General features: G+C 45.7%; 18 protein-coding genes. 16 read left to right on the top strand and 2 right to left on the bottom strand.

Going from position 1 to position 20221, the window contains the following annotated elements:
* The first annotated feature begins 43 nt into the window (after positions 1–43).
* The 12 genes from ctaD to BVG16_RS34045 all read left to right on the top strand — a co-directional run bounded on the left by ctaD (position 44) and on the right by BVG16_RS34045 (position 10612).
* On the top strand, positions 44–1894 hold the full coding sequence (ctaD, locus tag BVG16_RS19990) for a cytochrome c oxidase subunit I (protein ID WP_078501144.1): 1851 nt from the start codon (positions 44–46) through the stop codon (positions 1892–1894).
* Complete coding sequence (locus tag BVG16_RS19985) at positions 1891–2508, top strand: cytochrome (ubi)quinol oxidase subunit III (RefSeq protein WP_078500891.1); 618 nt, start codon at positions 1891–1893, stop codon at positions 2506–2508. The genes ctaD and BVG16_RS19985 overlap by 4 nt, the downstream gene beginning before the upstream one ends.
* A gap of 3 nt (positions 2509–2511) precedes the next feature.
* Positions 2512–2832 (top strand): cytochrome C oxidase subunit IV family protein, encoded by a 321-nt coding sequence (locus tag BVG16_RS19980; RefSeq protein ID WP_078500889.1) that lies wholly within the window; start codon positions 2512–2514, stop codon positions 2830–2832.
* Positions 2833–2962: 130 nt separating this feature from the next.
* The gene (gene ctaG, locus BVG16_RS19975; protein ID WP_078500887.1) at positions 2963–3874 is read left to right on the top strand and encodes a cytochrome c oxidase assembly factor CtaG; all 912 of its coding nucleotides are present in this window, start codon (positions 2963–2965) and stop codon (positions 3872–3874) included.
* Positions 3875–3902: 28 nt separating this feature from the next.
* The gene (locus tag BVG16_RS19970; protein WP_078500885.1) at positions 3903–4367 is read left to right on the top strand and encodes a DUF420 domain-containing protein; all 465 of its coding nucleotides are present in this window, start codon (positions 3903–3905) and stop codon (positions 4365–4367) included.
* 190 nt (positions 4368–4557) lie between these two features.
* Positions 4558–5280, top strand: a complete 723-nt coding sequence (locus BVG16_RS19965) for a hypothetical protein (protein ID WP_144027426.1) — start codon at positions 4558–4560, stop codon at positions 5278–5280.
* A 54-nt stretch (positions 5281–5334) separates the two neighbouring features.
* A complete protein-coding gene (locus tag BVG16_RS19960) occupies positions 5335–5730 on the top strand; it encodes a GntR family transcriptional regulator (RefSeq protein ID WP_078500882.1) in 396 nt (131 codons plus the stop codon).
* 33 nt (positions 5731–5763) lie between these two features.
* Positions 5764–6666, top strand: coding sequence for an ABC transporter ATP-binding protein (locus BVG16_RS19955; RefSeq protein ID WP_078500880.1), 903 nt, complete (start codon positions 5764–5766; stop codon positions 6664–6666).
* 28 nt (positions 6667–6694) lie between these two features.
* Positions 6695–7597, top strand: a complete 903-nt coding sequence (locus tag BVG16_RS19950) for an ABC transporter ATP-binding protein (protein ID WP_078500878.1) — start codon at positions 6695–6697, stop codon at positions 7595–7597.
* Positions 7590–8891 carry an ABC transporter permease gene (locus BVG16_RS19945; RefSeq protein WP_078500876.1) on the top strand — a complete coding sequence of 434 codons (1302 nt, stop codon included), beginning with the start codon at positions 7590–7592 and terminating at the stop codon, positions 8889–8891. The genes BVG16_RS19950 and BVG16_RS19945 overlap by 8 nt, the downstream gene beginning before the upstream one ends.
* A 101-nt stretch (positions 8892–8992) precedes the next feature.
* Positions 8993–10198, top strand: a complete 1206-nt coding sequence (locus BVG16_RS19940; RefSeq protein ID WP_078500874.1) for a TraB/GumN family protein — start codon at positions 8993–8995, stop codon at positions 10196–10198.
* An 81-nt stretch (positions 10199–10279) separates the two neighbouring features.
* On the top strand, positions 10280–10612 hold the full coding sequence (locus tag BVG16_RS34045; RefSeq protein WP_408635360.1) for a GerAB/ArcD/ProY family transporter: 333 nt from the start codon (positions 10280–10282) through the stop codon (positions 10610–10612).
* Between the two features lie 130 nt (positions 10613–10742).
* Here BVG16_RS34045 and BVG16_RS19930 read toward each other — a convergent pair whose 3' ends face one another.
* Positions 10743–14918, bottom strand: coding sequence for a S8 family serine peptidase (locus tag BVG16_RS19930; RefSeq protein WP_078500871.1), 4176 nt, complete (start codon positions 14916–14918; stop codon positions 10743–10745).
* A 342-nt stretch (positions 14919–15260) separates the two neighbouring features.
* On the opposite strand from BVG16_RS19930, the gene BVG16_RS19925 reads away from it, so the two are divergent.
* Together BVG16_RS19925 and BVG16_RS19920 are read left to right on the top strand one after the other, a co-directional pair.
* Positions 15261–16250, top strand: coding sequence for a Gfo/Idh/MocA family protein (locus BVG16_RS19925; protein WP_078500869.1), 990 nt, complete (start codon positions 15261–15263; stop codon positions 16248–16250).
* Between the two features lie 14 nt (positions 16251–16264).
* Entirely contained in the window at positions 16265–17197 is a 933-nt protein-coding gene (locus tag BVG16_RS19920) for an aldo/keto reductase (RefSeq protein WP_078500867.1), read from the top strand.
* A 161-nt stretch (positions 17198–17358) separates the two neighbouring features.
* Here the strand turns inward: BVG16_RS19920 and BVG16_RS19915 are convergent, their stop codons facing one another.
* Complete coding sequence (locus BVG16_RS19915; protein ID WP_078500866.1) at positions 17359–18102, bottom strand: uracil-DNA glycosylase family protein; 744 nt, start codon at positions 18100–18102, stop codon at positions 17359–17361.
* Between the two features lie 214 nt (positions 18103–18316).
* On the opposite strand from BVG16_RS19915, the gene BVG16_RS19910 reads away from it, so the two are divergent.
* Together BVG16_RS19910 and BVG16_RS19905 are read left to right on the top strand one after the other, a co-directional pair.
* On the top strand, positions 18317–19222 hold the full coding sequence (locus BVG16_RS19910; protein ID WP_078501143.1) for an ABC transporter permease: 906 nt from the start codon (positions 18317–18319) through the stop codon (positions 19220–19222).
* Between the two features lie 17 nt (positions 19223–19239).
* Positions 19240–20127, top strand: coding sequence for a carbohydrate ABC transporter permease (locus BVG16_RS19905; protein WP_078500864.1), 888 nt, complete (start codon positions 19240–19242; stop codon positions 20125–20127).
* Positions 20128–20221 lie beyond the last annotated feature (94 nt).

The following is a 20221-nucleotide window of genomic DNA, read 5'->3' as shown; positions in this document are numbered from 1 at the left end:
GGCACATACCTTGGCTCATTCGGTGAAAAGGTATCACGGGTTAATGGATTGGCTCACAACCGTTGACCATAAAAAAATCGGGATATTGTATCTCTTAGCCGGCGGATTGTTTTTTTTAATCGGCGGTATTGAAGCAATTTTGATTCGTATCCAGTTGATGCAGCCGAAATTGGATTTCGTATCAGCGGAGACATTTAATGAATTGATTACGATGCACGGTACGACGATGATCTTCCTAGCGGTTATGCCTATCATCTTCGCGCTCATGAATGCGATTATTCCGTTGCAAATCGGTGCGCGTGACGTAGCATTTCCTTTCTTGAATGCCTTAGGCTTCTGGACATTCTTCTTCGGTGGAGTACTCTTGAACTTAAGCTGGGTCATTGGCGGAGCACCAGATGCAGGGTGGACTTCGTATATGCCGCTTGCGAGTAATACATACAGTAATACACATGGCGTAGACTTCTACTCCATCGGTCTACAAATTGCCGGTATCGGTACGCTGCTCGGGGGGATTAATTTCCTCGTTACTATTATCAATATGAGAGCGCCAGGCATGTCCTTTATGCGGATGCCGATGTTTACATGGGCGGTATTCATTACGTCTGCATTGATTTTGTTCGCATTCCCAGCGATTACGGTAGGGCTTGTGCTATTAACATTCGACCGTTTGTTCGGAGCGAACTTCTTCGAAGTTGCTAATGGCGGTAACGCCGTACTTTGGGAGCATATTTTCTGGATCTTTGGTCATCCTGAGGTATATATCCTAATCGTTCCAGCTTTCGGTATTATTTCCGAAGTCATCTCGACCTTCTCGAGAAAACGGCTGTTCGGATACAGCTCCATGGTATTTGCAACCATCTTGATTGGTTTCTTGGGCTTCATGGTTTGGGCTCACCATATGTTTACAGCAGGTTTAGGTCCTGTAGCGAATGCATTGTTCTCGATCGCTACGATGTTGATCGCGGTGCCTACGGGGATCAAGATCTTTAACTGGTTGTTCACGTTATGGGGCGGCCAATTGACCTTCAATACGTCCAGCTTGTTCGCGATCGGATTTATTCCGACATTCGTTATGGGGGGCGTAACAGGGGTTATGTTGGCATCTGCGCCAGCAGACTTCCAGTATCACGATTCGTACTTTGTCGTGGCCCATTTCCACTATGTTATTGTGGGTGGTCTTGTATTAGGTCTATTCTCCGGTCTACATTACTGGTGGCCAAAAATGTTCGGCCGTTTACTGAACGAAACATTAGGTAGATTAACATTCTGGACGTTCTTTATCGGCTTCCATTTAACATTCTTTGTACAGCATTTCCTAGGATTGATGGGGATGCCTCGTCGGGTATTCACTTACTTGCCGAACCAAGGCTTTGATACATTGAACTTAATTAGCTCCATCGGTGCTTTCTTGATGGGTGTCGGAACGATTATCTTCTTACTTAACATCACGATTACAGCAAGAAAACCTAAAGATGCAGCTAATGATCCGTGGGGAGATGGACGCACATTGGAGTGGACGATTCCTTCGCCAGCTCCAGAGCACAACTTCACGCAAATTCCATTGGTTCGCGGTCTTGATGCTTATTGGAAAGAAAAAGTGGCTGGTAACAAAGAAATGCCAGCATCCGAGCCCATCGGTCCGATTCATATGCCGTCGGCTTCCATTATTCCGTTCTTGATGTCCGTTGGGTTGTTCATTGCAGGCTTCGGTTTCATGTTCGCGAAAGATGAGTTCGCAAGCAGCTTCGTAGGCATGTTATTCAACAATTACATTGTCGCTATTATTGGTCTATTGATTACTTTCGGTGGCATGTTCTGCCGTTCCGTATTTGATGATCATGGTTGGCATATTGAACCAGAGGATCTTGAAGATAAGGGGGTAAAAGCATGAGCGGACACGCACACTTAGACAACAAGTTACCTCATCAACCGGAATTAGCGACCTTAGAAGGACGCAATAAAGTACTAGGTTTCTGGTTGTTCCTCGGCGGGGAGTCCGTATTGTTCGGAACTTTGTTCGCGACGTTCCTCGCGCTTCGTGATCAAATCGCAGACGGTAAACCGGGAACAGAGCTGTTCCAATTATCGACAGTAGCTCTGGCAACCTTTCTTCTCTTAACGAGTAGTTTGACGAGTGTATTCGCGACTCAAGCGCTTCACCGTCATAATGTTAAATCCATGGTTAATTGGCTGATCGTAACGGTTGTTCTTGGACTTGGTTTCTTAGGATTAGAAATCTATGAGTTCTTCGAGTATGTACATGAAGGACATAAGTTCTCAACCAGCGCATTTAGTTCATCGTTCTATACGCTTGTTGGGTTCCACGGCGCCCACGTCGCATTCGGGGTGGTATGGATCACTATTTTGATCGCCCAAATCTTCAAAAAAGGTTTGACGGTCGTAACGGCACCGAAGATTTATGTTGCAGGTATTTACTGGCACTTTATCGACGTTGTATGGGTATTCATCTTCACAGTTGTTTACTTGATGGGAAAGGTGGGGTAACGAATGGTATCTGAACATTCTGCTTCCGATCAATCTGCAAAACATCGGCACCGTCAAGAGGGGCCAGGTAAACACATTGTTGCGTTTATCTTCTCGATCGTACTCACGTTAATCGCATTTGCGGCCGTGATGTCGAGTGAGGTCAACAAAACATTTACCTACATCATCCTTATCGTTATGGCAGTACTGCAAGTTATTATTCAATTGGCGTACTGGATGCATATGAAAGATCGTGGACACTTAATGCCGATCATTTTCCTATTCGGTGGTGCGTTGATCGCCTTCACTTGTATTGTTATGGCGCTATATTGGGTTTGGTGGTAAACATTCGAGAGGAGGGCACTTCGTTGCCCCCTCTTTTTTTGAAGGGCCTCGGAGGAGAGGTTTTTCTAAGGCTTCCGTTCATTGTAGGAACGGCGAAGCCGTTTCTACTTGAATAAGGAGGGATCAAGGAATGCTAGGCTTACAATATTTCAGCTTCTCAGATTTATGGAGTCCTTGGTTTATGGTATTCATGATTGTATTGACGGTTGTTTATTTTCTAGCAGTAGGACCGTTTCGATCCAAGTTTAAAGAAAATACAAAAGCAACCATTCCTCAGAAAATTCTGTTTGTCAGCGGGATGGTACTATTATACCTGGCTCATGGAGGGCCGGTTAACTTCCTAAGTCATTTGATGTTCAGCTTCCATATGCTCATGATGGCATTATCTTATATCATCGCGCCACCCCTCATTATGTTGGGGATCCCGACAGGACTGTGGAAGACGTTATTGAACTTTAAAGTACTGCGTAAAATGAAGTTTTTAATGCATCCGATATTTACAGCCGTTCTATTCAATGCGTTGTTCTCGCTATACCACGTACCAGCCGTTCACGATTATGTCATGCTTCATTTTATGGTCCATCGAATCTATTATGTGGTATTATTAATTACCTCCATGATGATGTGGTGGCCAATTCTTACGCCGATTCCCGATGTAGGAAAAATGCAAGATGTACGGAAGATGGCCTATATTTTTGTGAACAGCATCTTAATTACACCAGCCTGTGCTTTAATTATCTTTGCATCAACACCGATGTACGCTACATATAACGATGCAAGCTTATGGGCAGAAGCGATGGGGTATTGCTTCTCAGGTGATCCGTCGATTTTATTGCAGCAGTTCGATGGGCCGACATTCTTCGGTATCCTAGACCCTGCACAGGATCAACAAGTGGGTGGCATTATGATGAAGTTAATTCAAGAAGCGGTCAATGGTTCTGTACTTGCCTATACATTCTTCCATTGGGTGAGACGCGAGGGTCGTGATGATGATTTTGATGAATTGCCGATCACAGGACCTGGGAATTGGAATAAGGCATAAGATTGAAGGATGAGAACGGGGGTTTACCATGGACATTTTTATGATTTTTCCGACGATTAGTACAAGCTTCATCGTGATTAGTGCCATTCTAGTGGCGATCGGATGGGCTCAGATTATCAAAGGCAAACGTGAGGCTCATAAGAAGACGATGATCGCTGGCGCAATTGCAGCGCTGCTGTTCTTCATTATTTATATGTCTCGAACGATCTTTGTGGGGAATACCGCATGGGGCGGCCCGGATGATTTGAAGTTGTATTACCACATCTTCTTGATCTTCCACATTGTGCTCGCGACGGTAGCAGCTGTATTCGGTCTAACCACATTGACTCTAGCGTTCAAAGAGCGTTTTGCGAAGCATCGCAAATGGGGCAGAGTAACTGCGGTCATTTGGTTCTTTACAGCTATTACAGGTGCAGCTGTGTATATCCTGCTATACATTCTATACCCAGGTGGTCATACGAAGCCTGTAATTGATGCTATTTTTGGATTCTAATTTGTGAATATAGGGAAGTGTAAAAGTCGGTCATTCCTTGTGGGACAAGGGATGAGCGGCTTTTTTATTTTTTTCATGGAAGTTGTTGACAAAGGAATAAGCACACTATATACTGTGTATAAAGATATATACAGTATAAACACTGGAATGAAATTGAAATGTGTAAGAGCACAGTGAAAGGATGATTATCGTGCAATTGATGAGGGATGCATGGTTTCTCGTGAAAGCAGAATATGGAGGGTTACGGTATAAGTACTTCATATCGCTCATCATGATTGGATATTTTAGTTTTTTTGGGACAGCAATAACAGGTGACCTTTTCACGGAAACGTCGAAGAATGGTAGTGAATATGTTTTTCAAGATTTTTTCTTCTTATCGATCATCCCGGTGCTGGGATTTATTTATACAAGGAAATCCATGAATTACATTCGTGAAGACTCCTATACGACAAGCCTTGCGAGAATGCGATGTATGCCCATTTCGTTCAATGCGATCATGACGGGAAGAATATTGCAGTTGATTGTCGCCATGTTGATTAACGGTTGTATCTTCTTCGTTGTCCAATATCTCATGATTGACGGGTTAAAATTTCAATTATCACTGTCGATGTTCGCTAGTTTTTCATTAACTTGGATGGGATACGGATTGATCATCTCTGGACTTTACATTTATGTAGAACTATCCGCTAGCGGCAAGCAATATTTGCTCTTTACATGTATATTCATGGCTGTTACGATTGCCTTTTCCATTGGATGCAAGATGTTGAACTGGAGTGTAATGCGGTCATCATTAGAAATGACGAACACGATGCCTATCCTTACACCGTTGGTCGTATGGGTGGTTGGGGCTATTAGTTTATATGCCTCCTTCATCGCGGTAAGACATCGTTTAGCATATCGGGATTTAATGTAGTTCCAATAGGATACGGAATAGAAGTCATCATGAAGATGAAGAGAGGTGATAAGATTGTGGGTCCCTATACAAATTAATGAAAATAGTGCTGAACCCTTGTATCATCAAATTGAAGTTCAGCTTCGTTCCTTGATCCTAAGCGGTCAAGTGGAAGAAGGAACGCTACTGCCGTCCATACGGGAGTTTGCCAGTGATCTGAAATGCAGCGTGATAACGGTGAGAAGGGTATATCAAGATTTAGAATCCGAAGGACTGCTTCGTACCAAGCAAGGTACAGGTACATTCGTTGCTAAGGTAGGTTCGGATGAGCGAGATCGGCACCGTAGGGATGCCGTGGTAGAAGCGATGGAAGCAGCCGTAGATGTAGGCATGCGAATTCAATGCACGAAGGAAGATTTGAAGACGATCTTTTCCGAAGTGCTGGATGAGAAATTCAAAGAGATTAAATAGCGTGAAGCTGTAATTAATAGATGGGGTGAGTGTATGGAAGAATCGGTTGTACGAGTGAAAGGTGTTACGAAGGATCGAGGCTCCCTGCAATTGGGGCCCCTCGATCTGGATATCCCGAGCGGGTATGTCACAGCCATTGTAGGATCGAATGGATCGGGGAAAAGCACGTTGATTAACATGATCATGCAAGTTGTGCATCCTGACGGGGGATCGATTGAACTATTTGATCATAAGATAGCTGGGGAACATCAATGGCAGCTGAAGCAGAATATCGGCTATGTGCCGGAGAAGTCTTGGTCAGAGCAGGACGGTGAGACATTAGAACGAATCGCAGCCTTTACGAGACATTGGTATCCTTCCTGGAATCAAGGATTATATGAGCGGTTAGTTCGATTATTCGAGATCAATCCCAAACAAAAGTTCAATAAAATGTCGAAGGGCATGCGCCGCAAATGCGAGATTATTCTTGGGATTGCCCATGAACCGGATATGTTGATTTTGGATGAACCATCGTCAGGCTTAGACCCTTTTGCTTGGAAGATGATGATGGATGAAATCAAAGACTATATGAATCGTGGGGATCGCACCGTGTTATTAGCTTCTCACATTGTCGAAGAAATCAAACGATTAGCAGATTATGTTGTATTTATGCATAAAGGAAAGCTGCTCGGAATGTTCGAGAAGGATCAATTGTTGGATGATTGTAAGACGCTTTGGGTGGAAATACCGGACTGGGGAACAGATTTGAATCATGAGCTTCCTGGCGTGATTGCCCGCGAGGATGAACGAACGAATGTCGTTAAGATTGTAACGTTAAATGTAACTGCAACAGAGCAAGCCTTGCAGCAACGCGGGTGGAAGGTTGTACGTACGGCGATGATGGAGCTGGATGAGATTTTTATGCACTTAATTCAACGGTCTGCCATTAAGAAATGATCGATTATTATGGGGAGGGTATTAGCAAATGAATCCATTAAAATTGGAACAAGTGGTTAAAGAATACGGGGATAAGAGAGCGGTCAATCAAATCAATATCGAAGTGGGCCGCGGAGAAATCTATGGTTTGCTCGGTGCGAACGGTGCAGGGAAAACAACAACGATGCGGATGGTGTTGGGCCTGATCTATCCGGATCAAGGGAACATCTTTTATAACGGTAAAGCGTACAGTCAAGAGTTGAACTCCAAGATGGGATATTTGCCGGAGGAGCGCGGATTATACCCAAAGGTAAAGATTAACGAACAGCTCATCTACTTAGCGCAATTGCGCGGGATGACACGTAAAGATGCGGATCAAAGTCTGAAGTATTGGCTAGATCGCTTCAACGTACCGGAGTATTACGATAAGAAGATTGAAGAATTGTCCAAAGGGAACCAACAGAAGATGCAATTTATCGCGGCTGTTATTCATAGACCGCAAATTATAATTATGGATGAAGCGTTTAGCGGACTGGATCCCGTGAACGTAGAGCTTCTGAAGGAAACAGTGAAAGAAGTACGTGATGAAGGGGCAAGTATTCTGTTCTCCACACATCGCATGGAACATGTTGAGGAGTTATGCCAGAACGTTACGATTCTTCATCGCTCGAATACGGTGCTCCAAGGGAATTTGAAGGATATCAAGCGGAATTATCCTCGAGAACAAGTCGTATTGGGTACAGAGGGTGCTGTGAATGGGTTAGATGGCATCCCAGGCGTGACGAGCGTAGATCGTACGGAAATAGGGTACCGGATCGGCATTGCGAATGAGCAAGCGGCGCAGCAAATCTTAACAACGGCAATGCAGCAGAGCACGGTGCAGCGATTTGAAATCGTAGAACCGACATTAAATCAAATCTTTATTAAGGCGGTGGGTGAGCGTCATGAATAATTTAAAAACGATTGTAGGCTTTACCTTTAAGAATAAAGTCAAAACGAAATCATTTATTGTCACGACGATTATCTTGGTGTTGCTAGTGAGTGCAGGCGTGAATAGTCTTTATTTCATCGATATGTTCAAAGGCGATAATAGCGCGAGTCCAACCGATATCACCATCGGCGTGGTTCAAGATCAAGCAGGCGTAACGGAAGGGCTTGAGCATTATTATGCGAAGCAGACCAAACCATATTTAGCGATCAAACGCTACGAATCGACGGGGAATGCAGCAGACGACGAGGCAAAATTGAAGTCGGATCTTGCTTCCAAAGCAATCACGGCCTACTTAGTTATTGAAAATAAAGAGAATGCCTCGTTCCCGAGTTTTGTCTACAAAGCAGGCAGCATCTCGATGATGAGCGGGATTATGAACTCGCTGGAGAGCGCGTTAACGACAGTGAAGACCGAAATGATCGTTAAGGATACGTTGACAGAAGAACAGAAGAAAGCCTTGTTAGCTCCTGTTGCCATGAATACAGAGCAGATTGTTGTGGATAGCGGAAGTGCAGGTACGAATAAAACGGATGACCAACGCGGCGTAGCCTTCATTGCTGTATATGCTCTTTTATTCTTGTCCTTCATGACCGCGTATATGACAGGGAATATGATTGCAGCGGAGGTAACGGCAGAGAAAAGCTCCCGGATCATGGAGATCCTTATTACGAGCGTGAGCCCGTTATCCCAGATGTTCGGCAAAGTCATAGGAATGCTATTGGTCGGAATATCGCAAATCGCCGTCTTTATTGCAGCGGTTGTTGTGAATATGAGCCTGCCGCACAACGCGGCGATCTTCCAGCAATACAATATCGATTTGACGCAAATCGACCCGATGTTGCTAGTCTATGGCCTACTTTTCTATATTCTAGGATACTTCTTGTTCGCGGTGCTATTCGCAGCTGTTGGTTCCATGGTGAGCCGTACAGAAGAGTTGGGTCAGGCGGTGATGCCAATTACGATTATTTCTCTGATTGCCTTCTATATTAGTATGTTCAGTATTAGTTCACCAGACACCATGCTTGTTAAAGTCGCTTCGTTCGTGCCATTCACGTCGCCGACCGCCATGATCCTTCGTGTAGGTCTTGGTCAAGTAGCTTATTGGGAAATTTGGTTGTCAATCGCCATCTTGCTCGTATCGATCTTTATCTGCGGTTGGATTTCGGCGAAAATCTATCGCACAGGCGTATTGATGTACGGTAAGCGTCCTTCGTGGAAAGAGTTAAGAAAAGCGATGAAGGCGTATAAGATCTAAACGGCGGAGAAGTAAGAATTAATACAGGCAAAGCCTTTGCATGCCGGATCCAGGGATGCAAAGGCGAACAATACATACATCAATAGAAAAGGGGAATACACATGAAAAATTGGAAAAAATCGCTCTTGGCACTGATGATTTCGGCAGGCATGCTGATGGCCGCAGCCCCGGCCATGGCTGCTCCGCAGACACCGGCTCTGAAGGTCAATGACGAAAACATTGGATTTGCTTCCAGCGCTCCGATCATCGATCAGGGAGTCACGATGGTTCCGCTGAGATCGACGCTGCAAGCCCTGAACGTGAAACTGACCGACGTGAAGGACGGCACCATCCATGCCGTTGCGGGGGATCGGAAGATCACGCTAAGCAGCAAGACCAAACTGATCAACGGCGTGACTTACGTTCCGGTCCGGACCGTGGGCGAAGCCGCCGGGTATGAGGTCTATTGGGATCAAAGCACCCGCACTGTGCTTTTGCTCTCGAAAACGACACAAGCCGGCGCCCGGGGCTTTATGTGGGAAGTGAAACATAGCGGGAACACGGTGTACCTGGTCGGCTCGATGCATATCGCGGACGACAGCTTCTATCCGCTTCGTGCGGAGTTCGAGCAAGCTTTTGCCGAAGCGGACTATCTGGGCGTCGAGATTGACCTGAGTAAGGCGGCGGACAAAGAGCAGCAGCAACTGATCATGAATATCGGCATGTACCAGGACGGCACCACCCTGAAGGATCACGTATCCAAGGAGACCTACGCGAAAGTGGAGGAGATCCTGAAGAAGAACGGCATGAAGCCGGACGCGCTGGATGCTTTCAAGCCGTGGGTTGCGGAGACGACGCTCGGCAGTCTGAAAGCGATCAAGGCTGGATACGAGGCAACGGAAGGCATTGATCTATATTTCATTCAAAAAGCCATGGAGCGCAAAATTCCTGTCCTGGAGCTGGAATCTTATGAATCCCAGTTGAGCATGTTCGATCACTTCTCGAAGGAGCTGCAGGAGAAAAACCTGAACGCGGCATTGGACAATTTCGACGTCCTGAATGATACTGTGGACAACATGGCGGATATGTGGAAACAAGGCGATGACAAAGCGCTGCTGGAGCTGACGAACAGCATGGCGGGGGATGCGGAGTACAACAAGGCTATGCTGATCGACCGTAACATTGGCATGGCGGATAAAATCGATGGTTACCTCAAGAGCGATAAAAAGGCAGAGTATTTCATCGTCGTCGGGGCTGCGCATTACCTGGGCGAGCATGGGGTTATCAAGTTGTTGGAGGATAAGGGATATACGGTGGAACGCAAATAAAAGAAGCTTAAAGTTCCTCCTCATGTATTATGGAAAAAAAGAAGTCAAGAGCAATTTTAAAGCTTTGTATTAGCCAAAAAGATAAACACAGGTAATTTTATACGAATTGAAGCAATAATGGCCGGAATGTGGTTTATCACGATTTATTTTAGGACGGCAATTTATTTTTATGCTTCTGTAATAGGCCTTACGCAAATCTTTAATTTAAAAGATCACCGATCAATTATTATGCCTCTAGGGATAATAATGATTGTGTTTTCCTTAATAATACATCCTAATGTGCTTCATTCGAGTCAGTATAACAGAGAAGCATGGCTACCGTATGGCTCGATGTATGGACTGTTGCTTCCATTGATTTTGTTAGGAGCACAAGCGATTCGGAAAAAAATTAAAATAAATGAAAAAGCAAGATAATGAATTTTCAAATTTCCCTAAAAACAACAGACGCCGGAAACACCTTTGGTGTTTTCCAGCGTCTGTTGATTTTCCGGCTTAATCGCTTAGTACAATAAAATTTGAATCGGTGTTCTTTATTGTTGTTCAATTAATCTGTAAGATTCGCTTTCTTTAATAATTGATGCAGCGCAGCGGCGGCAGTTTCACGTGTGGTTGCGGCTTGAGGATGGAACAGGGATCCGTCGTCACTCGTATCGCCACGAATGATGCCTGCTGCGGATAAGGCGCTGACACTGTCTTTCGCATAGGCTGCGATTTTATCGTTATCTGCGTAAGCATGGAGCGATGGCGTGCTAGGTTTAAGTTTTACGCCTGTTAATTGTAATGCGCGGTCCAGAATTACGGTTAATTCCTGACGTGTTACGTTGTCGTTAGGTGCAAAAGTTTGGCTGTCTTTCCCTTGAATTAAGCCGGATGCAAAGGCAGCAGCAACATCGTTAGCATACCAATCCGATGATTTAACATCTGTAAAGGAAGTCGTTGTCTTGCTTGAACGCAGCCCTAGGGAGCGAACGAGCAGAGAGGTGAATGCTGCGCGTGTTAGATGGGTTTTTGGCGAGAATGTTGTTTCGTTCGTCCCGTTAATAATGAGTTTATTCGCCAATGCTGTGATATGGGATGCCGCCCAGGAAGCTTCAATATCATCGAATTTCACCGCACGATTCACGGCCGCATAGACAGAGAATCCAGGACGACTGACAGTTACGATCGTCGTATTGTCTTTTTGTTTCTGGAATATAGAAGCTACGGGTGTAATGATTCCGTTCTCCTCGAACAATACGCCAGCTGAATTCGCTTCAATGCTGCCAGGAAGGGTGAAAGCTCTTTTGATAAAGGTATCGCTAGGTACTGGAACTGCGGTGCGAATCGTATCTTTAACCCAATTGGCTTCAAAGGAAACCGGCGTTCCGATGACGGTAGAACCGGCTACTTTGCTTAAGAATGCTGCAGCTTGATTAGCTGCTGGGTGGATCGCAAGTTCAATGTCATTATTCGCTGGTGCTTTCGCTAACAAACTGGCAGGTATGGATATCGCTGATCCTCCAACTTGGATGACCAAAGAGCTCTGAGATGGAAGGGATGTGAATTGTTTGATTTGATCTGCGGTAAAAGTAATTGTAACATTTGCATCTTTATTTGATGTTACTGGAACTACGATTGCTGCAGGTGAGGTAGAAGCTGAAGCAATGGCAGTTTTAAGGTCATTGTCGGCAATGGTTGCCGTTAATGCAGCGTTCGTGCCGGTTGATTTTGAAGCAACCACGATTTGTTTCAGGCCTTGTTCGATCACAGCCTTCGCTGCGTCTGTTACGGCTGGTGTGGATGGATTCGTTGGGGGAATGATTACACTAGAACCTCCACCACTAGGGCCGCCAGTACCTCCAGTATTGCTGGAAGAGTTATCTACGCGATAGGAGATCACCCCAGAGTACTCAATTTTTTGTCCGTTCTTGTCTTTTACGATTTGGCCCTTACTATTCAATTGGGCAGCATAAACGAGAATTTTATAGATTCCGTCTTTTAAGTAAGCGGAAGTAGGTTCTCCTTTTTCGTTCAAAATGGGGTTGCCCTCTTCGTCATAAGGGTAGTATTTGTTATTTAGATTTTGAACTACGTACTTGCCGGGCTCAAACCGTTCATTCGTTAAATCTTTTGTTGTCTGACTTGTAAAGTACCCTATTGTTGCATCATTCAAATCCACGACATCAATTTCTAATAAATTGGTGTCATCTGCTGTCAGTTTGAAGGATAGATCGGTTGAAGATTGGGTAGTTCGATTCGGATATACAACACTATTCGTTACGTACAGCTCCTGTATTCCAAATCCGTTGGCTGGTTGTTCTTGACCGACGTACACGACGAAAGGCAAATGCAGCGTAGGGAGTCCCGAGCTTTCTAGCGTAATTTGTCCTTCATAGAAGGCTTCTTCTGCAGCGGTGCCGACATTCAGCTTGAGTTGCAACGTAGATGTTCTGCCAGCGTTAGCAGTCAAAGTCTCATGATCTAATGCAGCTTCAATCCCGTCGTGCTTGGAGTACCAATCTACACGTGTTGTATAGGTTACGTCGTTGTTTCCTGTATTTTTTAATTGTAGATTTTTGATTTGTTGCGGTGTACCTGGAGCGACGACACCAAAACTCGTAGAAGAATTATAGTTCATGACCGATTGCGGGTTAAAGTTTTTATCGAGGATCGTAATCGGTTCAAGGGCTTGAAGCAGGGCTGGGGTTTTGAGGGCGCTTGCCACATTCGCTCGTCCAGCTCCTTGCTGGTAGACGTCATATCTATCCCCGTCATCATCTACGATCCCATCGGCGGTATTAGCTAGGGCAGCGCGAATGTCAAACGGAGACCAGTTCGGGTGCGCCTGCTTTAATAAGAGAGCTAATCCGGCAACGTGCGGCGTTGCCATGCTTGTTCCGCTAATGCGGTTGTAAGCTTTGTCATACGAAGTTTCAGGTTTTCCTTTGCCATAAGCAGGCCAAGTGGATAGGATGTTAACGCCTGGTGCGGCAATATCCGGTTTAATGCTCAGATTAGCATCTGCATTTGGACCCCATGAAGAGAAATCAGCTAACTTGTCGCCGGGGATAAGGTGATCTGGATAGGAACTTGGAAATGTAAACTGTAATCGGGTTTCTGGATTTTGTATAAGTGCTCTAGCTAAGGCGCGTCCTTCCTTTCCAGCCAGATCAACGGTAGGAATAAAGTCGAAACTATCCCCAAGATTACCGCCATACAGCCCATCCCGACCGTTTACATATTCGCTAAGATCTGCTTGCGTAGGATTGCTTGGATCAGCATTTCCGTTAAAGATGACAATGGCTTTGGCACCATGCGCCTTGGCTGCGGCAATTTTGTCTATAAAAGCATAGCTGCCGCGGGAGGCAAGAACGATTTTGCCTTCAGCGTTTTTACCGATATAGTCGGAATCGCCTCCGAGTCCTACGTAGACGACTTCGTGGGGATCATCCCCTAATATGGAATGGAAATCTTCTTGTGCGGTCTCCCATGCCATAACGTTAAAATTTCCATAAGTAGCATATGTAGCCGAGGTTACGGATCCATCATTGTGAACTAATTCCGGGGTTAAGTGTCCGGTAAAATATTTAGTTTCGCTGGTTACCGCTCCCACGGCAATGGCGAGCTGAGAGGTAGCTGGCGATCCCATGCTGGATGAACCCGGGCCTGCATTTCCGTTCGCGATAACAGCTACGACGCCCGATAGAACGGCATTGTTGATAGCGACCGCATCCGGGGAGTTTACGTCTTTTTCGGAATCAGAGCCAAGTGACAGGTTAATGACATCCATTCCGTCTTTGACGGCACGTTCAATTCCGTCGATGACCTGTGCTGACGTTCCTGAAGATTTATCCGGTCTATCGATGTCTCGGCCCAGTACTTTATACGCATATAGATCTGCTCCGTAAGCAACCCCCTTTTGCACGATATCACTTGTCTTATTGGCGAACCGGCCAATGATCGTTCCAGCAACATGTGTACCGTGGTAAGTTCCTTCGTATCCAGTTCCATACTCTACATCTTCTTCGGGGGTAAGAGGGACTTCTTCATAAGGATCGCTGTCGCGATAGAATGAATCGTATCCGCCTTTATATGCAGGAGCGATGTCTGGATGGGTGTAATCAACACCTGTATCGATAACACCAACCTTGAGACCGGCTCCCGTATATCCGTTTTTCCAGGCGTCAATGGCTCCGATTTGTTTCAGAGGACTGCTCTCATAGTTTCCTGTCTCCTCAGATTCGGAGGATTCAATTGGAATAGGGTACCAAATATGGTTCTCCTGAATGGATTTTACGCCTTCAATTTGGGCAAGCTCCGGGATTTCGTTAGCAGGGATCGTGACTTCGAATCCATTAAGTACGGTGTTGTATTGGTAATTGACTTGTAAATCGATATGTTGGTTCGTAACCTTACGGAGAAAACTGGACTGCTCGGCATTAACTGCAGGTTCAGTTGCTGTAGCGGCTAGTGATCGTATCCCTTGTTTGGCTGCATATTTGCCCACGGCTGCAGGTTGACCGGTAAGTTGAACGATGACGCGGACTTTATTGGATGATGTGGTGTTGATTTGTGGAGAAATAATGGTTTCGTCTGACGGATCTGCGAGAGATCGTGCATCCTGAGGTAATTGAAGATAAGTTGAGTTTGAGGCTGACGCGATACTTGGAAGGGTACCAAGGGTCAGACCAAGCGCGAGCATAAGGAGTGATAGTTTACGAGATAATAGATGTTTGTTCAAATAAATTCCTCCATTTAATATAAATTGAGGTAACATATTTTCTCGTTATTTGAGGGGGATCGCTTGTTGGGCGGGTATCCTCCTTTCTATGTTCTTGTCCATAATCCCCACTCAAATAGTAGGAAAAAATATTAAGAAGATTTTACCATTGGTTTAATACAATATCCATACTAAAATGGAAAAAATTATATTTCGGTAGAATAAGTAACGAATACGGTTCTATTCATATTCATCGATGATGAGTAGGATTTAAATTTTTGGCATTGATCCTGGAATCAATTTGAATTATATTATCTGTGTACTCGTTAACCTCAAATGGAAACTTTTGAAAGCAGGTGTCCCATGACGAATCATCCTTTGCGTTTCGGAGTTGTAGGTTGTGCGGGAATTGCCGTAGGATCGGTGATACCGGGAATTAAGCAATCCGCAACAAGTGTCGTATCGGCGATTGCTAGCCGAGATTTGCGTAAAGCTCAAGAAACCGCTGAGAAGCTGGAAATTCCAAAGGCTTACGGGAGTTATGAAGAATTGCTGGCGGATCCGAATTTGGATGCCGTGTACATTCCTTTGCCGAATCATCTGCACATGGAATGGTCGATTCGTGCGATGGAAGCCGGCAAGCATGTCCTGTGCGAGAAGCCGCTTGCGTTGAATGCGGGAGAGGCTGCGAGAATGCTGGAAGTAAGCCGCAGCACGGGAAAACATCTCGCGGAAGCATTCATGTACCGTTACCATCCCCGGTACGATCGAATCAAGGACATTATTGCGTCCGGAGAAATCGGTGAGGTGCGCGGGATTCACGGGACTTTTACTTTTAATAACCACGCCGATAAGAACAATGTGAGGTACCGTAAAGATTGGGGCGGTGGCTCAATCTATGACGTAGGCTGTTATCCGATTAGCGCAGCCCGGTTGATTCTGGGAAGCGAGCCGGAAGCCGCTACGGTTCACGCACTGATATCTCCAGAGCATGATCATGTTGACATGATGGCTTCGGGGATCATCGAATTTGATAACAGCGTGGGCTTAACGTTCGATTGTGGGATGTGGGCAGCATTTCGGAATACATTAGAAATTGTTGGCACCAATGGGCGTATCGAAGTGCCATCCGCCTTTATTGGCGATCCGAACTTCTATGTACATACGAACGAAGGGAAGCGGGAAGAGAAGCAAGAGACGTTCAATACGTATGCGCTTCAAGCAGATCATTTCGCTCGCACCGTATGGGGGGAAGAATCGGCTAGATTTGGCCCTGACGATGCCGTAGCCAATATGAAAGTCATTGACGCTTGTCTTGAATCCGCTTACACGCATCAACGTATTCGAATCTAGAGGAGATGAATGAGTTGAAGAGTCTATCCTTTGCAGGACTGAAAAATGATGTATCATCATTAATCATGGGTTCAGATTTTTTCACCCCGGAGACGTTCGAAGAGGTTTGCAGGGTACTGGATGGTTATGCAGCGATTGGCGGGAATACGATTGATACGGCTTTTATCTATTGCGGCGGAAAGAGCGAACAAGCGATAGGCATGTGGATCGAAGAGCGAAAAAATCGGGACCAGATCAATATTTGGACAAAAGGGGCTCATCCGAACGAAGATGGGTCAAGAGTGAACAAAGCGGCGATTCATGAGGAGCTGATGATCAGCTTGGATCGGTTGCGCACGGATCGAACCGATCTGTATGCCCTTCATCGCGATGATACGAGTGTGCCGGTTGGAGCGATTCTAGAAGCTCTGAATGAGCATGTAGAAGCGGGGCGAATTGGGATCTTTGGTGCATCCAACTGGACAACGGCGCGTCTTGAAGAAGCGAATTGCTACGCGGAAGATCATGGGCTGCGCGGGTTTTCTTTCAGCAGTCCGAACCTGAGCTTAGCGAAAGCCATCGAACCTTATTGGGCGAATTGCATCAGTCTTGATGAGGAATCCTTGGCATGGCATGAGCGTTCGGAACTACCTCTGCTTTCGTGGTCTGCACAGGCAAGGGGCTTCTTCACGGGACGATTTACGCGGGATGACCGATCGAATGAAGATCTCGTTCGCGTGTTCTACAATGATGAGAACTGGGAGCGGTATCACCGCGCCGAGCAGCTAGCAGCCGAGAAAGGCGTCACGACCATTCAAATTGCGCTTGCCTACGTCTTGAATCAATCGTTCCCGACGGGAGCCATTATCGGTCCTCGGAACGATGCGGAACTCAAGTCCTGCTTGGAAGCGACGGAACTCGTCTTAACACCTGCGGAAATTCGTTGGTTGGATTTACGGGCATTATAATTAGATCGTTATAGGGAAAATAGCTTACGTGTCATCAGGTCAACCCAATCGGGTTGGCCTTTTCACTGTAACCGTTAAGGTGCGAAGAAGCTTGGATGGGATTATCCTTATTGGTAGGTATATGGGTTAAGCACGGCCACCAGTACCGCTGCGCGCAACCCTCACCCCTTCTTGAAATAAGCTTCTAACATGTCCCGATATTGCTGAAAGTGTTCGGCAAATTGCCGGGTTCGATTGCCATTCGCGCCGGAGGGATGCGGGAAGTGCCAGAGACATTGGTCTGGATCCAGACGATCTTGATGAACAATCTCAAGGAGGAAGGCTTCCACAGATTTCCCTAACGGAATGATCAGAGGCTTCCCCATTATCCTTGATAATTCATCGACAAATGATGTCATGGCGAACGTGTGAAGCTCAGGGATTTTGCTTAGCGGCGGCGTGTGCCCGGTGTAGTTCTTGCCTTGGACGAATAAAGGATACTTGATGAATGATGTCGTATGAAGTAAATCCGATTCGAACAGCTCCTCTGACGAACGTAATCCTAACCAGCGGTGCAGCTCCAATTGATTTAGCATCTGAATAAGGTGATTTCTCATGGTGCCGGCAAATCGAGCTGCCTGCTTGGCTTGGCGCGCGACATCGATCAGAGGAGTGCCTCGAATCAGTAAATCTCGCGTTGTTCTATAAGCGATCTCCATTTGCGTCCAGCCCGGCGTAATGCCAACAATGACGACTTTTGCCCCTTCGTTCAACCATTCGTTATGCGGCGAGTAGTACAGCGATAGTTGATTCCAGGTATAGAGAAGAAAGTCATTTGTAAATAGATCCAGTTTGGTCAGTGGTGAATGGGAGGGGAGCGAAGCGATTTGATTTTGATAATAGGATAGGTCGTTAACGAAGAACAAGGGAAAACCTCCTTATACATCTGTCCGAAGATGATGTATTCAAGTATAACCCGAAATGCCCAAGTTCCTAAAATAATGAACCTTTATCTAAAATATGGTACCTATTCAGTGCACTTATCTACCTCTACAATATTATTTGTAAGGGCTTACAACAATAGAGAGACCATAGGAGGTGGGGCATGTGGTAAGTGCCCGAAGCAGCAGTGAGGTACGGATGAAATGGTTCCGAAAGTTCTATGGACAGCGTTATTTGCAAGTTATGGCCTTGTTGGGCGTGGCTTGGATGGTCATATTTAACTACATCCCCATGTACGGAATTATTATTGCATTCAAGGATTTTGATATTATCAGTTCCATTTCCCAAGCACCATGGGTAGGGCTTGAGCATTTCAAGGCTTTCCTTGAAGATGAGAACCTGCCTTATGTCATTAAGAACACGCTGGGGATGAGTTTGTTGAGACTGATCATAGGATTTCCGCTTCCGATTATCTTTGCTTTATTCCTGAATGAAGTGAAGTCGGTCATATTCAAGAAATCCATTCAGACGATTTCCTACTTACCGCACTTTTTATCTTGGGTCATCTTAGGCGGAATTATGGCGACGTGGCTTGCTGACGTAGGGGTGATCAATAAGATCCTGATGGGTTTGAACCTTATTCAGGAGCCGATTACATATTTGGCTGAGCCGAAGTATTTCTGGACCATTATTGTGGCTTCGGATATTTGGAAAGAGCTTGGGTGGTCTGCCATCATCTATCTTGCTGCCATTTCCAGCGTATCGCCGGAGTATTATGAAGCAGCAACGATCGACGGTGCAGGGCGGTTCCAGAAGATCTGGAACATTACGCTTCCCTCCATCAAAGGAACCATATCCATTCTCTTCATTCTAGCGATCAGCGGCATTCTAAATTCGAACTTCGACCAAATTCTAGTTCTACGCAATTCATTAAATGAAACATCGAGCAATGTTATTGATTTCTATGTCTATCAGACGGGATTGTTATCCGCTCGATACTCCTACGCGACCGCGGTGGGGTTGATTAAGTCGGTCATTGCGCTGATCTTGCTGCTGGGAGCCAATTATGTGACGAAAAAACTCAATAATACATCCCTATTCTAACAAAGGCGGTGGCCTCCATGTTCTCGACCAAACGACAAACCGCTTCAGATGCGGTATTCGATGTGGTTAACAATGTAATTATGTTATGTATTTGTTTTATTACGCTGTATCCCATTTGGTATGTCATTGTCAATGCGTTCAATGATGGGTCAGATGCCATGCGCGGCGGAATCTACTGGTGGCCAAGACAATTCAGTCTGGAGAGCTTTCGTGCGGTGTTCAATAGCAGCGGGATTATGACCGCGATGGGGGTCACTGTAGCGAAGACCGTTGTGGGGACCGTCGTCCACGTATTTTTTACCGCGATGGTTGCGTATGCCGTATCTCGCAAAGAACTGATTGGCCGACAACTGTATATGGTGATCGGGACAATTACGATGTTTTTTGGCGGCGGGTTGATTCCCTATTACTTGTTGATTCGTGATTTAGGTCTTCTGGATAGCTTCTGGGTCTATATTATTCCTGCGATGTTCAGCTTCTTCGATCTTATTATCTTCCTCACGTTCTTCCGTGAGATCCCGGAGGCATTGGAGGAGGCTGCTAAGATTGACGGGGCCAATGATTTCCGGATTTTCTGGAGTGTCATTATCCCTTCTTCCATGCCTGTTATCGCGACGATTGCCTTATTCCACGGGGTCTATCAATGGAACGATTATTTCACGGGGATGATCTACATCAATGATACCGATATGCAGCCGATTCAGACGTATCTGTACCGCGTCGTGGCGCAATCCAGTTCGAACCAAATGCTTGCTGCGATGCCTAGCGGCGTAGCGGTTACGGTCACCTCGCAATCGCTGAAGTTAGCCACCATGGTCGTGACCACGGCCCCGATCGTGTTCGTGTATCCGTTCCTGCAGAAGTATTTTGTCAAAGGATTCATGTTAGGTGCCATTAAGGGCTAATCTTGGTTATCAGTCTCGCATATGTCCTCTACCAATAAGGGCTATATGCCAGAATTGTTAATAGATAATAATACGAATACGAGAAAAGGGGATA

Source organism: Paenibacillus selenitireducens, assembly GCF_002021565.1.
Lineage (GTDB): Bacteria > Bacillota > Bacilli > Paenibacillales > Paenibacillaceae > Paenibacillus_K > Paenibacillus_K selenitireducens.
Note: the sequence above shows the minus strand (reverse complement) of the source record. Positions and strands in the feature narration are given on the sequence as shown.